Source organism: Bradyrhizobium sp. 18BD (genome assembly GCF_054185225.1).
Genome location: NZ_JAVAYL010000020.1, coordinates 111,030 through 126,761, shown reverse-complemented (window position 1 = coordinate 126,761; position 15,732 = coordinate 111,030). Strand labels below are relative to the sequence as shown.

General features: G+C 65.8%; 14 protein-coding genes. 7 read left to right on the top strand and 7 right to left on the bottom strand.

Features of this window, described 5'->3' with window-relative positions:
• Nucleotides 1-171: 171 nt before the first annotated feature.
• Entirely contained in the window at nt 172-1,371 is a 1,200-nt protein-coding gene (locus tag RAD16_RS30950; protein ID WP_458161608.1) for a TrmJ/YjtD family RNA methyltransferase, read from the top strand.
• A 68-nt stretch (nt 1,372-1,439) separates the two neighbouring features.
• Here the strand turns inward: RAD16_RS30950 and RAD16_RS30945 are convergent, their stop codons facing one another.
• The 5 genes from RAD16_RS30945 to mddA all read right to left on the bottom strand — a co-directional run bounded on the left by RAD16_RS30945 (nt 1,440) and on the right by mddA (nt 6,094).
• Nucleotides 1,440-1,961 (bottom strand): hypothetical protein, encoded by a 522-nt coding sequence (locus RAD16_RS30945; RefSeq protein ID WP_458161607.1) that lies wholly within the window; start codon nt 1,959-1,961, stop codon nt 1,440-1,442.
• Nucleotides 1,962-2,118: 157 nt separating this feature from the next.
• Nucleotides 2,119-3,327 carry a diguanylate cyclase domain-containing protein gene (locus RAD16_RS30940; RefSeq protein WP_458161606.1) on the bottom strand — a complete coding sequence of 403 codons (1,209 nt, stop codon included), beginning with the start codon at nt 3,325-3,327 and terminating at the stop codon, nt 2,119-2,121.
• A gap of 215 nt (nt 3,328-3,542) precedes the next feature.
• Complete coding sequence (locus tag RAD16_RS30935) at nt 3,543-4,292, bottom strand: hypothetical protein (RefSeq protein ID WP_458161605.1); 750 nt, start codon at nt 4,290-4,292, stop codon at nt 3,543-3,545.
• Between the two features lie 36 nt (nt 4,293-4,328).
• Nucleotides 4,329-5,306 carry an NADPH:quinone oxidoreductase family protein gene (locus tag RAD16_RS30930; RefSeq protein ID WP_458161604.1) on the bottom strand — a complete coding sequence of 326 codons (978 nt, stop codon included), beginning with the start codon at nt 5,304-5,306 and terminating at the stop codon, nt 4,329-4,331.
• Complete coding sequence (mddA, locus tag RAD16_RS30925; protein WP_458161603.1) at nt 5,303-6,094, bottom strand: methanethiol S-methyltransferase; 792 nt, start codon at nt 6,092-6,094, stop codon at nt 5,303-5,305. The genes RAD16_RS30930 and mddA overlap by 4 nt, the downstream gene beginning before the upstream one ends.
• 149 nt (nt 6,095-6,243) lie before the next feature.
• Here mddA and RAD16_RS30920 point away from each other — a divergent pair, with 149 nt between their 5' ends.
• Complete coding sequence (locus tag RAD16_RS30920; RefSeq protein ID WP_458161602.1) at nt 6,244-7,803, top strand: alpha/beta fold hydrolase; 1,560 nt, start codon at nt 6,244-6,246, stop codon at nt 7,801-7,803.
• A gap of 75 nt (nt 7,804-7,878) precedes the next feature.
• Here the strand turns inward: RAD16_RS30920 and RAD16_RS30915 are convergent, their stop codons facing one another.
• Nucleotides 7,879-8,523 (bottom strand): TetR/AcrR family transcriptional regulator, encoded by a 645-nt coding sequence (locus tag RAD16_RS30915; protein WP_458161601.1) that lies wholly within the window; start codon nt 8,521-8,523, stop codon nt 7,879-7,881.
• A gap of 247 nt (nt 8,524-8,770) precedes the next feature.
• On the opposite strand from RAD16_RS30915, the gene RAD16_RS30910 reads away from it, so the two are divergent.
• From RAD16_RS30910 to RAD16_RS30900, 3 genes are all read left to right on the top strand, one after another.
• Nucleotides 8,771-9,313 (top strand): OsmC family protein, encoded by a 543-nt coding sequence (locus RAD16_RS30910; protein ID WP_458161600.1) that lies wholly within the window; start codon nt 8,771-8,773, stop codon nt 9,311-9,313.
• Between the two features lie 36 nt (nt 9,314-9,349).
• Complete coding sequence (locus RAD16_RS30905) at nt 9,350-10,462, top strand: acyl-CoA dehydrogenase family protein (protein WP_458161599.1); 1,113 nt, start codon at nt 9,350-9,352, stop codon at nt 10,460-10,462.
• 69 nt (nt 10,463-10,531) lie between these two features.
• Nucleotides 10,532-11,410, top strand: a complete 879-nt coding sequence (locus tag RAD16_RS30900; protein ID WP_458161598.1) for a sulfurtransferase — start codon at nt 10,532-10,534, stop codon at nt 11,408-11,410.
• Nucleotides 11,411-11,420: 10 nt separating this feature from the next.
• On the opposite strand, the gene RAD16_RS30895 is transcribed toward RAD16_RS30900, so the two are convergent.
• Nucleotides 11,421-13,346 carry a sigma 54-interacting transcriptional regulator gene (locus tag RAD16_RS30895; RefSeq protein WP_458161597.1) on the bottom strand — a complete coding sequence of 642 codons (1,926 nt, stop codon included), beginning with the start codon at nt 13,344-13,346 and terminating at the stop codon, nt 11,421-11,423.
• 160 nt (nt 13,347-13,506) lie between these two features.
• Here RAD16_RS30895 and RAD16_RS30890 point away from each other — a divergent pair, with 160 nt between their 5' ends.
• Both RAD16_RS30890 and ntrB read left to right on the top strand, forming a co-directional pair.
• Nucleotides 13,507-14,886, top strand: a complete 1,380-nt coding sequence (locus RAD16_RS30890) for a CmpA/NrtA family ABC transporter substrate-binding protein (RefSeq protein ID WP_458161596.1) — start codon at nt 13,507-13,509, stop codon at nt 14,884-14,886.
• A gap of 4 nt (nt 14,887-14,890) precedes the next feature.
• Nucleotides 14,891-15,730: a nitrate ABC transporter permease gene (ntrB, locus tag RAD16_RS30885; RefSeq protein ID WP_458161595.1), complete on the top strand. Its 840-nt coding sequence runs from the start codon at nt 14,891-14,893 to the stop codon at nt 15,728-15,730.
• Nucleotides 15,731-15,732 lie beyond the last annotated feature (2 nt).

Below are 15,732 nucleotides of genomic sequence, written 5' to 3'. Positions count from 1 at the left end.
AGATTCAAAAGTCGAATCTAACCCCGTTATTTCGCTTGAGAATTTTGTCAGGACAGGCAAACGACAGGCGAACGGCCAGCCGGCCCAGGAGCGGGGCAAGGCCCGGCTTTGAATCAATTCCTGAAGAGAGCCTTTCCAAGGCCTTGAGAACCAGTGTGAAAGCGAGACGAGATGTCGGGGACTGACAAGACCAAGGCGGGCCTTTCCCTCGACGGTCCCATCGTGATCCTGGTCGAGCCGCAGCTCGGCGAAAACATCGGCATGGCTGCGCGCGCCATGGGCAACTTTGCCCTCGGCGCCTTGCGCATCGTCAACCCGCGCGACGGCTGGCCGAACATTGCCGCGCAGCGGGCCGCTGCCGGCGCCGACCACATTCTGGAAAAGGTCGAATTGTTCGACACGGTCGAGCAGGCGGTCGCCGATCTCGACCTGCTGTTCGCCACCACCGCGCGCCCCCACGACCAGGCCAAGCCCGTGGTCGGGCCGGAAGCGGCAGCCGGCGAGATCGCCGGGCACGTCGCGACCGGCGGCAAGGCCGGTATCCTGTTCGGCCGGGAGCGTTGGGGGCTGACCAACGAGGAGGTCGGGCTCTCCAACCGCATCATCACCTTCCCGGTCAATCCGGGCTTTGCCTCGCTGAACCTTGCCCAGGCCGTGCTGCTGATCGGCTATGAGTGGTTCAAGCGGGCGACATCCGGCGAGTTGCCGCATGCCATGCCGGAGCGCTCGGAGCGCGCCTCGCAGCACCAGATGCAGGCCTTCTTCGACAACCTCATCCGCGAGCTCGACCGGGTCGAGTTCCTGCGTCCGGCCGAGAAGCGCGACACCATGCTGGTCAATCTGCGCAACATCTTTAGCCGGATGGAGCCGACCAAGCAGGACATGCACACCCTGCATGGGGTGGTGATGGCGATCGCGGAAGGGCGCAAGGGGCCGGCCAAGGGCGGCGTGCTCGACGGCGAGCAGGCGACGCGCCTGCGCGCGCTGCTGGCCGAGCACGGGCAGGGCGGCGGCGTCCCCGACAGCGGCTCGACCGTGCGCGGCCTTGCGCGCCTGCTCCGCCGCAACCCGACCGATGCCGAGCGCCTGCTCTGGCAGGCGCTGACGCGTGACCGCCGTTTCGCCGGCCAGTTCAAGCGCCAGACCCCGGTCGGCCGCCACATCCCGGACTTCGTCTCGTTCCCGCACCGGATCGCGATCGAGCTGGTCAATCCGGGCGAAGGCGAGACCATCGCGGCAGACCGCGCGTCGCGGCGGGCGTGGCTCGAGGCGCGGGATTATCGCGTGATCGACATTCGCGCCGCGGACGTGGAGCGCGATCTCGAGGCAGAGCTGGTGCGGCTGCAGGGGATGGTGGAGCAGGGCGCGTAGGCGTTGCCACGCGGAAGGTCTCGCAGGGTGGGCAGTGGCGCGCAGCGCCGTGTTCATCGCGAGATTGACTATTTCGGCGGCGACCTGTGCCGTTCATGCTCGAATACGGCGATCTCGTGCTGCCATTCCCGGTACCGCTCCGAGCTCATCGGAATTCCGATGAGATGTAATCCAAAGGTGTCTTCGTAGATCGCCACGTAATACTCCTGGGCCAACTGACGTGGCGTGGTCGGGCCGAAAGCATAAGTGTGCGTGAAGGTGCCTCCGCCGTACGTGACACTGACGAGATCGCCCTCTGGCCGCTTGCCACGAATGACGTCGAGCACCTTCAGCATCGAGGCATAAGGCTCTCGCGGCTTTTCAACCGGCGGACGTCCAGACTGGTCAGGACCAAGGAGATAAGCAGGTCGTCCCATCACGCGCACTTTGGCAACGGTGACCTGATCGATCGATGGCGGGAGCGTACGCTCCGCAAGATCGAAGGCCGCATCATCCGAAAAGTAGGTGACCGGACCGTCCGCCGCTTCGGCGAATATTGTCGTGCATGCGAGCATCATGCTGACAAGAAAGCGACTGAGCGACCTGATCACTAAGGACATCCATTCGTGTTTTGCATGATCCTAGTTGTTATTGCGGTAATGCTGTGACGGTCCGCGGCGGCGGTCCGCGAAGTGGTGGGCACGGCGCTGCGCGCCGTTGCCCACCCTGCGAAACTGCGCCGCGCGAGGCAGCGCGCACCGTGCCCCATCAAGCGGCGCTCGCGACGACGCCCTTCGGCTCGCTCTGCTGCAGCCGACGCAGCGCTGCGAGGTTGGTGTCGACCGACGCGAAGCAGCAGCGCGATTTGCCGCCAGACTTCGCCTCGTAGAGCGCGGCATCGGCGACCGCGAGCAATTCAGCGACCGTGGCGCCGTGATCCGGCGACATCGCAATGCCGACGCTGGCGCCAACGCTGGCGCGCCTCTCGTCGCCCAGCTCATAGGAGACGGCAACCTCGCGGATGAGCCGGCGCCCCGTCTCCAGCGCCATGTCGGCGGTGATGCCATCGACGAGCACGACGAACTCGTCGCCACCCATCCGGGCCACCATCGCACCGTCAGGCAGTGCCCGGCGCGCCCGGCCGGCCACGGCCTTCAGCACCGCATCGCCTGCTGCATGCCCGAACGTGTCGTTGATCGGCTTGAAATTATCGAGATCGAAGAACAGCACCGCGAACGGCCGTCCGGCATCGGTGCCCAGCCTGGCGCCGAGCGCCTCGACGACGCCTGCGCGATTGAGCAGGCCGGTGAGCGCGTCGTGATGGGCGCGATGGTTGTTCTCGCGCTCGGCACGCATGGTGGTGACCAGCATCCGGTTGAGGCGGAAGGCGGCGGCGGTCATCGCAGCCAGATACATCGGTACCTGGAGGTACACGATGTAGAACAACGGTTCGCCGGCAAGCGCGGCGCCGGGGACGATCGGACCGAGGCTCAGCAGGATCATGGTCCCGGCCAGCCGTGGCGCGCCGAAGTTGCGGAAGCAGATGCCGCCGACCATCGCCGCCGCCGACAGCGAGGCCAGCATGGCCACGACCCAATCGCCGCTCGCAAGGCTGACGATGGCGCCGAATCCGACACTGGCACTCCAGGCGACCGCGAGCAGAAGGTGAAGGTCGGTCGGGGTCGGGCGATGCGCCCGAGCCCTGCGATGCGCGCTGACGAGCACGACGAGGCGCGCCAGGCAGATCGCGATCTCCATCGCCAGCCAGGCAATGAACGGTGCGGCCGGCTTGCGGGCGGCGATCACGGCCGCGACGGCAATGGTGTTGACGGCGCCGGCGGCAAAGACCGGCAGCGATCCATGGAGCTGGGCAATGAGCGCGGCGCGGATGTCGTCGGGCACCCCAAGCCCCGGCTCAGCCAGCCAGCGCGTCAGGCGCCAGCGCGGCGCACTATAGAGTCCCTCGTTCGATTGCATTGCGGACCGTCCCCGTATTCCGGGCGCCAACAACGACGAACGCTCCTAACAGCCTTTTAAGGCAGCCACCGATCGCCGACCGTGCTTGACGCAAGGTAAATCGGCGCCGCCGGGACCGTAGCCGTGCAGGAAGGTACGGATTGGTGCAGGGGATCAACGAGCTGAGAGAGATCGTGGGCACGGCGCTGCGCGCCTTTGCCCACCCTGCGAGACTGTCATCGCCCGAGCTGTACCTCGCGCTCCACTGCAATCCACGTCGTCTTCGCGACCGCCAGCAACGTCCCGGCTTCATCATGGAGTGCGGCCTCGGCCATGCGCTTGCGGCCGTCGCGGCCGGTGGGCCAAGCTGTGATGACGCAGCGGTCGCCGGGGCGCGGGCGGGTTTCGATGCGGGCGGACATCCGGCCCAGCAGGAGCGGCGTCCGGTCGGCGGCGCCGCTCTGCGGATCGCAATTGCAGGCGAAGCCGGTGGGGCAGTCGAGCGCCGACCAGAGAAATTCGGGCGCGACGAGGCCGTCCTCGGCGGCGAGATTTGGATCGGGTGTCCAGCTCGCCGCGAGAACGGGCATGTGTGCATGACGGCCGAGCGGGCCGGCGAAGATGCGCAGGCCGTCTCCCTTGGCCCGCGCCGGACCGCAGACGAAGCAGGTCGGCAGCGGATGTTCGTGCGGCTTGACCGGCGTCAGCAGTTCGGCGGCGCTGGCCTCCTCGAAACTGGCGGTCTCCACGCGCGCAAGCTCGACACCCACCGCGCGTCCGGTCGCAACGACCTTGGCGCCGTCGCGAAGCTCCCATGTGCCGTCGTTCGTCGCTGTCGCATCGAGCGGCGCGTCGAGGGGAGGTGGCGCGCGCAGCGTTACCTCGGCACCGCCGGGAATGAGCTGGGCCAGCCGGCCGCAGACATAGCCGCCGTTGCCGGAGTTCGGGGGACCGCAAAAGCGCTTGTCGATGATGATCTCTGCCAACTCTCACTATCCTCCCTTGCCGCCCCTCAACGCACTCTATCTGATCTTGAGGACAATTCGTCCCTGAACCGTGCGATTGGCCACGGCCTGCATGGCGTCCGCGGCGTCCTCCAAAGGGAGGACGCGATCGATATGCGGGCGGATGTGTCCCTCGGCCAGCAACTGCACCAGCACCTCGTTCATGCGCGCGGCCTCGGCGGAAAACTTCTCCGCCCAGGCGCCGACAAAGACGCCGACGATGGCATAGTTCTTCAGAAGCGGCAGGTTCATCGGGATTGAAGGAATGGCGCCGCTGGTGAAGCCGATCGGCATCAGCCGCGCGCCCCAGTTCATCAGCCGGGCCATCTGCTCCAGGATCGTGCCGCCGACATTGTCGAAGCCGATATCGATGCCTTGCCCCGATGTGATCGACTTGATGCGGTCGCGCAGATCCTCGCTGCGATAATTGACGACCTCGCCCGCACCGTAGCGGCGCACCAGGGCGGCCTTGTCGTCGGAGCCAACGCCGGCGACGACGTGCAGGCCGAGATGACGGCCGAGGTCGACGGCGGCGAGCCCGACACCGCCGGCGGCGCCGGTCACAAACACGGTCTCGTCGCGCGCGGCCCGCGCCCGCTCGACCAGCGCATAATAGGCCGTGCCGTAATTGTGTAAAAATGCCGCCGCGGTTTCGAACGCGATACCGTCAGGCAGGCGCACGCTCTTCGATGCCTTTGCCGTCATTCGTTCGGCGTAGCCGCCGGTCCAACTGCTGCACGCCACGCGATCGCCGGGCTTGAACGTCGTGACCTTGTCGCCGACCGCGGCGACGACACCGGATGCTTCCGTGCCGGGCACGAAGGGCGTCGGCGGCCGCATCTGGTAGAGGCCCGAGACCAGCAACTGGTCCATGAAGCTGACCGAGGCTGCATGGACGTCGATGAGAATCTCGTCGGCCGCCGGCCGCGGTTCGTCGATCTCACCGAGGCGCAGGCCTCTGGGGCCGGTGAAGGCATGGCACAGAACCGCTTTCATTGGGGTGCTCCCACAGGCTGGGACGGTTGGCGATCGTCGGTGCGGTGGCGCGTGAAGAGGCGCGGCAGCAGCATGGGAACGCGCCGGCGATACTCCTGATAATTCGCGCCGAACTCGGCGATCAGGTCGCGTTCCTCGAACTGGAGGGCCACCAGGATGTAGGCGGTGTTGGCGAGCGCGAACAGCAGATGGCCGGCGGTCATCTCGGGCGTCGCCCAGAACGCGAGCAGGAAGCCCAGCATCAGCGGGTGCCGCACGATCTTGTAGAGCAGCGGCGTCCTGAAGGATTGATTGGGCATCTCGGCCCCGCGCCACGCGACGAAGGCCTGGCGCAGGCCGAACAGATCGAAATGATCGATCATGTAGGTCGAGGCGAGCGCGATGACCCAGCCGAGCCAGTGGATGGCGGTCAATAGCCAGGCCGCGACGCCGCTGGCCTGCCAGATAGGTGTCGGGATCGGACGCCACTGCCAGAACAGCAGCAGCAGAATCAGGCTGGAGAGCAGCACATAGGTGCTGCGCTGGCAGGCCGCGGGAAGCACTTTGGCCCACCATCGCTTGAAGGCGGGGCGCGCCATGACGCTGTGCTGGACGGCAAACAGGCCGAGCAGCAGCAGATTGACGAGCGTGGCCTCGGTCACATTCGAAGGGCTGCCGACGGCGATCGACTTGTCGATCGATTTGGGCACGACATAATTGCCGACGAAACCGGGGGCATAGAGAAACGACACGGTGAATACGGCATAGCTCACGAGGGCGTAGAGCAGGATTGCGAGGCGCGCGAACATGGTTTTTCCTATTGTGCCTGTGACGGCGGTGCCGCATGCAGGAGCCTGAAGCGCTCGTCGGCCCGCGGACCCGATCTGGCCCGATGGCTACCGCCCGACCGTCCCCTGTGCGTCCCCCCGGGGAGGCCGCGCGGGGAGGAAGGATTTTCATGACGGACTTCCTGCTGGAGACATTCGGGTTCCCGGAGGTCCATGCTGACGGCCGTCCAATCAAGCTGGCCCTGCGCAAGGGGCTCGCGCTGCTGGTTTATCTCGCCGAGGCCAAGGGGGCGGTCGCGCGCCACGTCATGGCGACGCTGCTGTGGCCGGAGACGGCGCGAGAGACCAGCCTCGCGCGCTTGCGGCGCCTGCTTCACCGCATCGAGCTCACACTCGGCCAGCAGGTGTTCGAAACCGATCGCACCAGCGTACGATGGTCTGCGGAAGTCGAGCTGCGGATCGACACGCATCTGTTCGAGAGCGCCTGCGACCGCGGCGATTTCGAAGCGGCGTGTCAGATCTATCGGGGCGACTTCCTCGCGGGCTTCGCTCCGGAGGATTCCTCCGAGTTCGACGACTGGGCGTTCTTTCGCCGCGAGGCGCTGCGAGGGCGGCTCGTCCATGCGCTCGAACGCCTGGTGCAGGACAAGAATGCCGCCGGTGACCATTTTGCCGCGACCGCGTTTGCGGGACGTCTGGTCGAGCTCGATCAGCTCAGCGAGGTCTATGGCCGGCATCTGATCCGCAGCCTGCTGCTTGCCGGCGATCGCAGCGGGGCGGAGCGGCATCACGCGGCGCTGACGCAGCGCCTGCGCGACGAGCTTGGCGTTGCGCCGGAAGCTGAGACCGAAGCGCTGATGAGTCCGGCAGGGACGCCGAGCGATGCCGTCCCCGTCACGCGCTATGTCAAGGGCGCTGGCGTGCATCTGGCGTATCAGACCTATGGCAGCGGCGAGCTCGACATCCTGGTGATGCCCGGATTCGTGTCGCATGTGGAGCGCGCCTGGGAGCATCCGGCGAGCCGGACATTCCTGGCGTCATTGATGAAGCTGGGGCGCCTCGTCGTTTTCGACCGTCGCGGCATCGGATTGTCGGATCGCGTTGGATCGGCCCCCGGCATCGACGTCACCGCGAAGGATATCGGCACCGTGCTGCAGGCGGCGGGCTCGCGCCGCGTCGTGCTGTTCGGTGCATCGGAATGCGGGCCGGCCTGCATCAAGTTTGCGGTCGATCAGCCGCGCCGCGTCGCCGGGCTGATCCTGTTCGGTGCATTGGCAAAAGGCTGCTGGGCGGAGGACTATCCGCATGCGCTGCGCGCTAGTCAGTACGATTCCTGGAGCAAGCATCTGATCGCGCAATGGGGCGGTCCGGTCGGGATCGAGGCTTTTGCGCCGAGCCTTGCGGGTGATCCCCAGGCGCGCGCGTGGTGGGCGGGGCTGTTGCGTGCGGCCTCAAGTCCCGGCGGCATCTCGGCCGTGCTGGACGCATTTCGCGACGCCGATGTGCGCGACCTCCTGCCTGAGATCGCGGTGCCGACATTGGTGCTGCACCGTCGCGACGACAAGGCGGTGCGGATCGCAGCCGGCCGCGATATCGCGCGCCGGATTGCGGGCGCGGAATTCGTCGAGCTCGACGGCAACGATCACTGGTTCTTCGCCGGCGATCAGCAGCCGGTGCTCGCGGCGATCGGGCGGTTTATGGAGAGGGTGAGGCGAGGTCAGAAGTCGTAGCCCGGATCAGCGAAGCGATATCCGGGAAAGGCCCCGCATGTCGCTGCGCTCATGCGGGCTACGAAGCGAGAGCGGTCACACCGCCTCTAGCTCGCGCTTCTTCTTCGTCTTCGCCTGGCCGAGCAGCGGGCCTGCGGTGAGCGCGGCCGTATCCGCCACGCCTGGGTCGCGCGAGATCATCGCGGCAACGATCGCACCGTCGATGATGAGGCCGAGCTGGTGGGCGAGCACGGCAGGCTCGCTGGAGCCGAGCTCGCCGGCGAGCTTCTCGATGTGGCCGAGCACGATCTTCTTGTGCTTGAGTGCGATGTTGCGGAACTGCTTGGCGTCCTTGTCGTGCTCGCCGACCGCATTGATGAAGGGGCAGCCGTAGAAGCGCTCCTCGGCGAACCAGCTCTTCAGCGCCGGGAATATGCGCGTCAGCTTCGCCTGCGCATCGCCGCCGCCTTGCTCCATGGCGCCGATGAACCATTCGCGCCACTGCTTGCCTTCGCTCTCCAGCACGGCGTTGACGAGGTTGGTCTTGGAGCCGAACAATTTATAGAGCGTGGTCTTTGCCGTGCCGGCTTCCTCGATGATCGCATCGATGCCGGTGGCGTTGATGCCGTTCTTGCAGAACAGATGCGTCGCAGCGCTGAGCAGGCGACCGCGCGCGGACTCGTCGTCGCCTGCGCCCGAATGCGGCGATGCGGAATTCTTCTTCGATGACGTCTTTGCCATGCGCACGAACTTACCCGCAGCCGCGCCGCATCAGCAAGCCGCAACTGTTCCGCGCTGAAAAGATTCGCATGGAAAAGCGCATCTGCATCGCCTTTGAGCAAAGCGCGTCTGGTCAATTCGCAGGCAGTCCCCGCTAAGCGGCTTCAATGCTTCGCATTTTGTTTTTGGGGCGCTCTGGCACGCTCCGTGCAAGGAAACAGACCGTTCGGTATCCTGCCGATTTCCACTTCTGCCAGGGAGAAGACTGATGACTGCCGTCGTCCAGAAGACAGTGCTGACGGGTTGCCTTGCGCCCATCGACAAGAATGGCCTCGAGCAACTGATCGCGAGCGGCAAGGCCAATCCGAAGGTCGTTAAGACCTTGAAATGCAAGACGGTCGCGGAAGGAAAATTCCGCCACGCCAACTACATCCGCAACCTGCCGCCCTACATCGTCGACGAGCCGCCAGGCCTTCTGGGCGACGACACCGCGCCGAACCCGTCGGAAGCCTCGCTCGCCGCGCTCGGCTCCTGCCTTGCGGTCGGCCTGCACGCGAACGCCGTGCACCGCGGCTGGATCGTCAACAAGCTCGAGCTCGAGCTCGAGGGCGACCTCAACATCACCGCGGTCTGGGGCACCGGCGACATGTCCGACAAGCCGGTCGGCTTCACGGATGTGCGCGTCAAGGTCGACATGGAGTGCGAGGGCATCTCGCCGGACGAGATCAATGCGCTGGTCGCCCATGTGAAGAAATGGTCGCCGGTCGCCAACACCTTCACCCGCCCGGTCAATCTCGAGGTCGGCATCTGAACTGACGGCAACAAGGACGAGGTGCGGGAGATGACCATGGGTTCACTGGCTTTATCGCGGGTCGACATTTTGGATCAGCCCGCACCGTCCATTGCAGGAGAGGTGGCGCGGATCGCGCGGGAGCAGCTTGCGCCGCTCGCCGCGGGCATCGACGAGGGCACGGTCTATCCGGCCGAGGTGCTGCGCGCATTCGGTGCGGTCGGGGCGTGGGGCAGTCACGTGCCCCACGAAGGTCCCGCGGATTTGCGCTGCGCCATCCAGGCGATGGCAGGGATCGGCGAGGTCTGCGGCGCCACCGCCTTCATGGCGTGGTGCCAGAACACGCTGGTCTGGTACGCCGCCAACTCGACCAATCTGAAGCTCGCCAAGCGTTTTGGCGATGCCTTCTCGACCGGCCGTGTGCTCGGCGGCACCGGGCTGTCCAACCCGATGAAGAGCTTCTTCGGCATCGAGAAACTGAAGCTGAAAGGGCGCAAGGTCGAGGGCGGCTACATCGTGCGCGGCGCGCTGCCCTGGGTCTCCAATCTCGGCCCCGACCATTATTTCGGGACGATCTTCGAGCGCGAGGACGGTCAGGGAACCGTCATGTTCCTCGCCGACTGTTCCGATCCCGCCATCACGCTGACGCCGTGCAAGCCGTTCCTCGCGATGGACGGCACCGGCACCTATGGCGTGCAGTTCCGCGACGCCTTCGTGCCGGATGAGCTGATCCTCGCCGATCCCGCCGGTCCCTTCGTCAAGAAGATCCGGGCCGGCTTTATCCTGCTCCAGGCCGGCATGGCGCTCGGCGTCATCCGCGACTGCATCAACATCATGGATGAGGTCGACGCGCCGCTCGGTCACATCAACCGCTATCTGCCGCAGCAGCCGGTGCATTTTCGCGATCTCGCCGCCGAGCTCGAGACCGAGACCATGGCGCTGGCGCGCGATCCCTACAACGAGGAGGAGACCTACTGGCGCAAGGTGATTGCGCTCAGGCTTCGCGCCGGCGAGGCCAGCGTCGCGGCGGCGCATGCGGCGATGCTGCATTGTGGCGCGCGCGGCTACCTCAAGAGCCACCGCGCGCAGCGGCGCCTGCGCGAGGCCTATTTCGTCGCGATCGTCACGCCGGCCACCAAGCAGCTGCGCAAGATGCTCGCCGAGTCCTGAGTTCCAAGTCCTTGAGTTCTACGAGTCCACCCCAAGAGACGAACCCCCAACCTCAACGGAGAGGCTGCCATGACTGACGTCCTGATCACTGCCGTCGAACTCGCCGATCTCTTGAAGAGCGAGCCGTGTGTCATCGTCGACACCCGCAATCCCGATGCCTACGCCGCCGGGCACTTGCCTGATGCCGTCAACGTGCACGAGATCTTCACGTTCCTCGCGACCTCGACGCCCGAGGGCATCAGCGAGCTCAAGACCAAATTCGCCGACGCGTTCGGCGGTGCCGGCCTGTCGGGCAAGGAAACGGCTGTGATCTACGAGCAGTCGATGAACTCGGGCTTCGGCCAGTCCTGTCGCGGCTATTACCTCCTCACCATGCTCGGCTATCCCAAGGTGAAGGTGCTGCATGGTGGTTTCGACGCCTGGTCGGCCGCCGGCTTCCCGGTGACGACGGACGTGCCGACGCCGGCCAAGGCCTCGTTCGCGATCGTGCCGGAAGCGGGCGAGATTCTGATCGACGCGAAGACCATGCTCGGCGCCGTCGGCAAGCCCGGCATCGCGATCCTCGACGTGCGCGACGTCGACGAGTGGATCGGCGACAGCTCGTCGCCCTACGGCAAGGATTTCTGCCCGCGCAAGGGCCGTATCCCCGGCGCGGTGTGGCTGGAATGGTATCGCATGATGAAGCCGACCGCCGAAGGCCCGCGCTTCAAGTCGAAGGACGAGATCCTGGCGGAATGCGCCACCGTCGGCATCTCGACGACGACGCCGGTCTATCTCTACTGCTTCAAGGGCGCGCGCGCCTCGAACACCTTCCTCGCGCTGAAGAACGCCGGCGTGAAGGATGTGCGGATGTATTTCGGCTCCTGGAACGAATGGTCGCGCGATCCCTCGCTGCCGATCGAGCAGGGGCTGCCCATCGCATCCGGCGTCACCACCAAGGCGGCCTGAGCACGCGCGATCACATGGCCCGCGGACGGGGCGCGATCCCCAGCGCCTTGATCCGCGAGGCCAGCGTGGTCGGCTTGATGTCGAGCATCTCGGCCGCGCCACCGGGGCCGAACACTTTTCCGGCGCAGGCCTCGAGTGCGGCCAAAATGTTGGCGCGCTCGTGGTCGCGCATTTCCGCTGACGTCATCACCGCCGGACGCGCGTCGGCCTTCTGACGCGACGCGCCGGCCGGGGGCTGCATGCCGGACGGATCGGGCAGGTCGATGCGCAGGCGGCCGTTCTGCGACAGGATCGCGGCGCGCTCGATCACGTTCTGCAATTCGCGGACATTGCCGGGCCAGTCGTAGCGCGTTAGCCGCCGCGCATCGCCTTCCGATAGGCGCAGATTGGATTTCAGCGCCTTGCTCTCGCGCGTCAGAAAATGCTGGGCGAGCAGGGGAATGTCCTCGCGCCGTTCGCGCAGGGGCACGGTCTCGATCGGAAACACGTTGAGACGGAAGTAGAGGTCCTCGCGAAAGCGGCCGCGCTGGACCTCCTGCTTGAGGTCGCGGTTGGTCGCGGCGATGACGCGGACGTCGACCGCGCGGGTACGCTCCTGGCCGACGCGTTCGAAATTCCCCTCCTGCAACACCCGCAGCAGCTTGCCCTGCAATTCGAGCGGGATCTCGCCGACCTCGTCGAGGAACAGCGTGCCGCCGTCGGCGAGCTCGAAGCGGCCGATGCGGTCGCGCGTCGCGCCGGTGAAGGCGCCGCGGACATGGCCGAAGAACTCGCTCTCGAACAATTCGCGCGGGATCGCGGCGCAGTTGACGCGGATCAGCGGCCGGTCGCTGCGGGTGGAGTCCTCGTGAATGGCCCGCGCGATCAGCTCCTTGCCGGTACCGGACTCGCCGGTGATCATCACGGCCGCGGTGGTCGGCGCCACCAGTTTGACCTGGCGCAGCGTCTTCTGGATCGCCTCGCTGCCGCCGATGATGCCGCGCGGATTGGTCTCGATGCGGATCTCTTCCTGCAGATAAGCGTTCTCCAGCTCCAGCCGCTCGCGCAGGCGGTCCACTTCCGTGAGCGCGGCATGCAGCTTCTCGTCGGCCTCGCGGCGCTGGCTGACGTCGCGAAACACCACGACGGCACCGACCACGACGCCGCGGTCGCGGATCGGCGTGGAGGTGTATTCCACCCAGGCCGGCGAGCCGTCCTTGCGCCAGAACACTTCGCCATCGACCTGGTGCACGGCGCCGTCGCGGAACGCCGCATAGATCGGGCAGTCGTGATCGGGATAGTGGCTGCCGTCGTGATGGGTGTGGTGCACGATCGGATGGATCTCCTTGCCGACCAGCTCCTCGGCGGTCCAGCCCAGCATGCGCTCGGCGGCGGGATTGACGAAGGTGGTCTTGCCCTCGGCATTGACGCCATAGATGCCTTCGCCGGCAGCGCGCAGGATCAACTGGTTCTCGCGCTCGATGTCCTGGAAGACGCGCTCGACCCGCTGCCAGGTGGAGATGCCGCTGCGCATGTGGTCTTCGGCGGCGGCATCGACATTACGACGGCGGCGGGCGTCGAGATCGGTGAGGGTGAGCTGCACCAGCGTGCGGCCGTCATGGGGCAGGATGCAGCCCGAATATTCGAGCCTGAGATCCTGGCCGGTGGCATGGCGCGGATTGAGCGTCGTGGTCCAGTAGGCGCCCTTGTGCAGCACCGCCTGGGTGAAGACGGTGAGGGCCGGAAGCTCGCCGGCGTGCAGGGTGCTGGCTTTGGTCTGCCGCAGCAGGGCGCGGTCGTAGCCGAGCAGGGTGCAGGCGGCCGGATTGGCATCCACGATCTGGTCGCCATAGGGATCGACCAGCAGCGTTGCCTCGACCGAGGATTCAAATGCTGCGACGCGCGGGTCGAGCGCTGGGGCCGCATCGTCGTGGCCTGGCATTGACGTCGGCACCATTACGAAATCTCGTCATTGAACTACGAGATTCCGTTTATCACGAGTTTTCGTAATGGCCAAGCGCGCCCGAAAGTGCTGCATCATCAGGGCACTGGCTGCCCGGAAAGGGGTGGCATGCTCCTTGCGTAATTGCTCCTCGCAATGACGCGCAGGAGGTTCGATGTCCACGTTCGACAATCCGTTTGATCCCGATCGCAACCTTCGACCCGGCTGCGTTTGTGGCCAGCACCAGTCCGCGGCGGAGCACGAGCAGGCTGCGGCGTTGCGTTGTGATCCCGTTGAGAGCGAGGAGAAGCGTTACGAGGGCGTCGTCGCCTCCGCCGTGATGCGCGCGATGTTTCCGCAGGATGTGGCGCGGCGCGCCTTCCTGAAATCGGTCGGGGCGTCCACCGCGCTTGCAGCGCTGTCGCAGTTCTTCCCGCTGAAGACGGCGACCGAGGTCTTTGCGCAGACCGGCGCGCCCGAGAAGAAGGACCTCAAGGTCGGCTTCATCCCGATCACCTGCGCGACGCCGATCATCATGGCGGCGCCGATGGGCTTCTATGCCAAGCACGGCCTCAATGTCGAAGTGGTCAAGACAGCCGGCTGGGCCGTGATCCGCGACAAGACCATCAACAAGGAATACGACGCCGCGCACATGCTGGCGCCGATGCCGATCGCGATCTCGCTCGGCCTTGGTGCCAACGCCATTCCCTTCGCCGTGCCCGCGATCGAGAACATCAACGGGCAGGGCATCGTGCTCGCCGCCAAGCACAAGGACAAGCGCGATCCGAAGGACTGGAAGGGCCTGAAATTCGCGATCCCCTTCGACTACTCCATGCACAATTATCTGCTGCGCTATTATCTCGCCGAGCATGGGCTCGACCCCGATACCGACGTGCAACTCCGTTCAGTGCCGCCGCCGGAGATGGTCGCGAACCTGCGCGCCGACAACATCGACGGCTTCCTCGCGCCCGACAACATCTGCCAGCGCGCGATCTATGACAGCGTCGGCTTCATGCATCTGTTGTCCAAGGAGATCTGGGACGGCCATCCCTGCTGCAGCTTCGCCGCCAGCAAGGAGTTCATCATCACTGCGCCGAACAGCTTTGCGGCGCTGACCCGCGCCATCGTCGATGCGACCGCCTATGCGTCGAAGGCGGAGAACCGCAAGCAGATCGCGGAGGCCATCGCGCCCGCCAACTACATCAACGCGCCCGTCACGGTGCTGGAGCAGGTGCTGACCGGCACCTATGCCGACGGCCTCGGCGGGGTGAAGACCGACGCCAAGCGCGTCGATTTCGATCCATTCCCCTGGCAGTCTTTTGCGGTGTGGATGCTGACGCAGATGAAGCGCTGGGGCCAGATCAAGGGCGATGTCGACTACAAGGCGGTCGCCGAGCAGGTGTATCTGGCGACCGACACCAAGAAGCTGATGACCGAGATGGGCCTGTCGCCGCCGGCGAGCAGCTACAAATCGTTCGCGGTAATGGGCAAGACGTTCGATCCGGCCAAGCCGGAGGATTACGTCGCCAGCTTCAAGATCAAAAAGGCGTCGTGAGGAGATGACATCCTCCCTCCGCCTCCGCGCCGGCCTCGTCTCGATCGCGCTGCTGGCCGCGTTCCTCGGCATCTGGCATCTCGCCACGCGCTCGACGGCGCCGGTTACGACGATGAGCCCGGAATACGCCAAGCTGATGGGCCTCACCGCCACGCAGGGCAAGTCGGCGATGCCCGGGCCGCTCGACGTCGGCGCCAAGCTCTGGGAGCATCTGAAACGGCCGTTCTACGACAACGGGCCGAACGACAAGGGGCTCGGCATCCAGCTTGCCTATTCCATCGCGCGCGTCGGCACCGGCTATCTTCTCGCGGTGCTCGTCGCCATTCCGCTCGGCTTCCTCATCGGCATGTCGCCGCTGCTCAGCCAGGCGCTCGATCCCTTCATCCAGGTGTTGAAGCCGATCTCGCCGCTGGCCTGGATGCCGCTCGCGCTCTACACGATCAAGGATTCCTCGATCTCGGCGATTTTCGTCATCTTCATCTGCTCGATCTGGCCGATGCTGCTCAACACCGTGTTCGGCGTCGCCAGCGTGCGCAAGGAATGGATCAACGTTGCGCGGACGCTGGAGGTCGGCACCGTCCGGCGCGCCTTCACCGTGATCCTGCCGGCGGCGGCGCCGACGATCCTGACCGGCATGCGCATCTCCATCGGCATCGCCTGGCTCGTGATCGTCGCAGCGGAAATGCTCGTCGGCGGCACCGGCATCGGCTACTTCGTCTGGAACGAGTGGAACAACCTGTCGATCACCAACGTCATCATCGCGATCCTGCTGATCGGGATCGTCGGGATGCTGCTCGACCAGATCCTCGCGCGCTTCACGCGCATGGTCACCTTTCCGGAGTAGGG

Coding starts and splice junctions, on each gene's coding strand:
- RAD16_RS30930 (WP_458161604.1), bottom strand. CDS start 5,306: ATGAAAGCGGTTCTGTGCCATGCCTTCACCGGCCCCAGAGGCCTGCGC.
- RAD16_RS30950 (WP_458161608.1), top strand. CDS start 172: ATGTCGGGGACTGACAAGACCAAGGCGGGCCTTTCCCTCGACGGTCCC.
- mddA (WP_458161603.1), bottom strand. CDS start 6,094: ATGTTCGCGCGCCTCGCAATCCTGCTCTACGCCCTCGTGAGCTATGCC.
- RAD16_RS30895 (WP_458161597.1), bottom strand. CDS start 13,346: ATGGTGCCGACGTCAATGCCAGGCCACGACGATGCGGCCCCAGCGCTC.
- RAD16_RS30920 (WP_458161602.1), top strand. CDS start 6,244: ATGACGGACTTCCTGCTGGAGACATTCGGGTTCCCGGAGGTCCATGCT.
- RAD16_RS30890 (WP_458161596.1), top strand. CDS start 13,507: ATGTCCACGTTCGACAATCCGTTTGATCCCGATCGCAACCTTCGACCC.
- RAD16_RS30915 (WP_458161601.1), bottom strand. CDS start 8,523: ATGGCAAAGACGTCATCGAAGAAGAATTCCGCATCGCCGCATTCGGGC.
- RAD16_RS30900 (WP_458161598.1), top strand. CDS start 10,532: ATGACTGACGTCCTGATCACTGCCGTCGAACTCGCCGATCTCTTGAAG.
- ntrB (WP_458161595.1), top strand. CDS start 14,891: ATGACATCCTCCCTCCGCCTCCGCGCCGGCCTCGTCTCGATCGCGCTG.
- RAD16_RS30910 (WP_458161600.1), top strand. CDS start 8,771: ATGACTGCCGTCGTCCAGAAGACAGTGCTGACGGGTTGCCTTGCGCCC.
- RAD16_RS30940 (WP_458161606.1), bottom strand. CDS start 3,327: ATGCAATCGAACGAGGGACTCTATAGTGCGCCGCGCTGGCGCCTGACG.
- RAD16_RS30905 (WP_458161599.1), top strand. CDS start 9,350: ATGGGTTCACTGGCTTTATCGCGGGTCGACATTTTGGATCAGCCCGCA.